The 3,447-nt window shown below is 55.5% G+C and carries 2 rRNA genes; both read left to right on the forward strand.

The features are described 5' to 3' along the window. The first annotated feature begins 53 nt into the window (after positions 1–53). A 23S ribosomal RNA gene (locus tag ACIBW7_RS43010) occupies positions 54–3,188 on the forward strand. 135 nt (positions 3,189–3,323) lie between these two features. Beyond that, a 5S ribosomal RNA gene (gene rrf / locus ACIBW7_RS43015) occupies positions 3,324–3,440 on the forward strand. Positions 3,441–3,447: the final 7 nt, after the last annotated feature.

Consider the following 3,447-nt stretch of genomic DNA (forward strand, 5'->3'; position numbering starts at 1 on the left):
GTTTGAGTGGGTGTGTTGTTTGAGAACTGCACAGTGGACGCGAGCATCTTTGTTTGTAAGTGTTTAAGAGCGTACGGTGGATGCCTTGGCACCAGGAGCCGATGAAGGACGTAGGAGGCTGCGATAAGCCTCGGGGAGCTGTCAACCGAGCTGAGATCCGAGGATTTCCGAATGGGGAAACCCAGCACGAGTGATGTCGTGTTACCCGCATCTGAATATATAGGGTGTGTGGAGGGAACGTGGGGAAGTGAAACATCTCAGTACCCACAGGAAGAGAAAACAATAGTGATTCCGTGAGTAGTGGCGAGCGAAAGCGGATGAGGCTAAACCGTTCAGATGTGATACCCGGCAGGGGTTGTCTGGACGGGGTAGTGGGGCTCACTTTCTCAGATCTGCCGGTCTGGGCGATAGTCAGAAACCGTTGTGTTAGTTGAAGTGGTCTGGAACGGCCTGCCATAGACGGTGATAGTCCGGTAAGCGAAAACTCAACGGCTGTCGTAGTGAGTGCCCGAGTAGCAGCGGGCCCGTGAAATCTGCTGTGAATCTGCCGGGACCACCCGGTAAGCCTGAATACTCCCTGGTGACCGATAGCGGACTAGTACCGTGAGGGAAAGGTGAAAAGTACCCCGGGAGGGGAGTGAAATAGTACCTGAAACCGTGCGCTTACAATCCGTCAGGGCCTACGCACAGCTTGCTGTGGTGGGTGATGGCGTGCCTTTTGAAGAATGAGCCTGCGAGTTAGTGGCATGTGGCGAGGTTAACCCGTGTGGGGTAGCCGTAGCGAAAGCGAGTCCGAATAGGGCGTTTCCAGTCGCGTGTTCTAGACCCGAAGCGGAGTGATCTACCCATGGCCAGGGTGAAGCGACGGTAAGACGTCGTGGAGGCCCGAACCCACTTAGGTTGAAAACTGAGGGGATGAGCTGTGGGTAGGGGTGAAAGGCCAATCAAACTCCGTGATAGCTGGTTCTCCCCGAAATGCATTTAGGTGCAGCGTCACGTGTTTCACGCCGGAGGTAGAGCTACTGGATGGTCTAGGGGGCCTACAAGCTTACCGAAATCAGCCAAACTCCGAATGCCGGTGTGTGAGAGCGTGGCAGTGAGACTGCGGGGGATAAGCTTCGTAGTCGAGAGGGAAACAGCCCAGATCGCCGGCTAAGGCCCCTAAGCGTGTACTAAGTGGAAAAGGATGTGGAGTCGCGAAGACAACCAGGAGGTTGGCTTAGAAGCAGCCATCCTTGAAAGAGTGCGTAATAGCTCACTGGTCAAGTGATTCTGCGCCGACAATGTAGCGGGGCTCAAGTACACCGCCGAAGCCGCGGCATTCACACAATACATCCGCCTTGTTCTACGGGACTTGGTGCAGTGGTGTGGATGGGTAGGGGAGCGTCCTACAGCCATGGAAGCAGCAGCGTGAGCTAGTTGTGGAGGCTGTGGGAGTGAGAATGCAGGCATGAGTAGCGAAAGACGAGTGAGAAACTCGTCCGCCGAATGACCAAGGGTTCCTGGGCCAGGTTAATCCGCCCAGGGTGAGTCGGGACCTAAGGCGAGGCCGACAGGCGTAGTCGATGGACAACGGGTTGATATTCCCGTACCCGTGTATCCGCGCCCAATGGCGAATCAGTGGTGCTAAGTATCCAAATGTGGATGGATCTCCTTCGGGAGACTTGAAGCGGCTGCATACGACCCCTGCTGTAGTAGTCAAGCGATGGGGTGACGCAGGAAGGTAGCTGGGCCAGTCAGTGGTTGTACTGGTGTAAGCCTGTAGGGCGTTGTGTAGGTAAATCCGCACAACATCAAGCCTGAGAGGTGATGCGTAGCCGATTGAGGTGAATTCAGTGATCCTATGCTGCCGAGAAAAGCCTCTAGTGAGTTGGTACACGGCCCGTACCCCAAACCGACACAGGTGGTCAGGTAGAGAATACTGAGGCGATCGAGAGAACTGTGGTTAAGGAACTCGGCAAAATGCCCCCGTAACTTCGGGAGAAGGGGGACCACGTCTGGTGACGGCTTTTGCAGCCTGAGCTGGGGGTGGTCGCAGAGACCAGAGAGAAGCGACTGTTTACTAAAAACACAGGTCCGTGCGAAGTCGTAAGACGATGTATACGGACTGACGCCTGCCCGGTGCCGGAAGGTTAAGAGGACCGGTTAGCTACTTCGGTGGCGAAGCTGAGAATTTAAGCCCCGGTAAACGGCGGTGGTAACTATAACCATCCTAAGGTAGCGAAATTCCTTGTCGGGTAAGTTCCGACCTGCACGAATGGCGTAACGACTTCTCTGCTGTCTCAACCACAGACTCGGCGAAATTGCATTACGAGTAAAGATGCTCGTTACGCGCGGCAGGACGAAAAGACCCCGGGACCTTCACTATAGCTTGGTATTGGTGTTCGGTACGGTTTGTGTAGGATAGGTGGGAGACTGTGAAGCGGGCACGCCAGTGTTTGTGGAGTCGTCGTTGAAATACCACTCTGATCGTATTGGACCTCTAACCTCGGGCCATGATCTGGTTCAGGGACAGTGCCTGGTGGGTAGTTTAACTGGGGCGGTTGCCTCCTAAAATGTAACGGAGGCGCCCAAAGGTTCCCTCAGCCTGGTTGGCAATCAGGTGTCGAGTGCAAGTGCACAAGGGAGCTTGACTGTGAGAGTGACAGCTCGAGCAGGGACGAAAGTCGGGACTAGTGATCCGGCACCGGCAAGTGGAAGCGGTGTCGCTCAACGGATAAAAGGTACCCCGGGGATAACAGGCTGATCTTCCCCAAGAGTCCATATCGACGGGATGGTTTGGCACCTCGATGTCGGCTCGTCGCATCCTGGGGCTGGAGTAGGTCCCAAGGGTTGGGCTGTTCGCCCATTAAAGCGGCACGCGAGCTGGGTTTAGAACGTCGTGAGACAGTTCGGTCTCTATCCGCCGCGCGCGTCAGAAACTTGAGGAAGGCTGTCCCTAGTACGAGAGGACCGGGACGGACGAACCTCTGGTGTGCCAGTTGTCCTGCCAAGGGCACTGCTGGTTAGCTACGTTCGGAAGGGATAACCGCTGAAAGCATCTAAGCGGGAAGCCTGTTCCAAGATGAGGTTTCTCACCACCTTCGAGTGGTTAAGGCCCCCTACAGACCATGGGGTTGATAGGCCAGAACTGGAAGCCCGGTAACGGGTGTAGGTGACTGGTACTAATCGGCCGAGGACTTACCAACGAAGAAGCTACGCGTCCACTGTGCGGTATCTGAAACAACACACAGACACTGCAGCAGACACAACGTCTGTAACCCTCTTTTTTTAGGGGGTTGCCGGGTGTGTCGGCGCTGTTGGTGTGGATAGTTTCATAGAGTTACGGCGGCTATAGCGGTGGGGAAACGCCCGGTCCCATTCCGAACCCGGAAGCTAAGGCCACCAGCGCCGATGGTACTGCACTCGACAGGGTGTGGGAGAGTAGGACACCGCCGGAACATCCTT

It is taken from the genome of Nocardia sp. NPDC049526, assembly GCF_044465765.1.
Taxonomy (GTDB): domain Bacteria; phylum Actinomycetota; class Actinomycetes; order Mycobacteriales; family Mycobacteriaceae; genus Nocardia.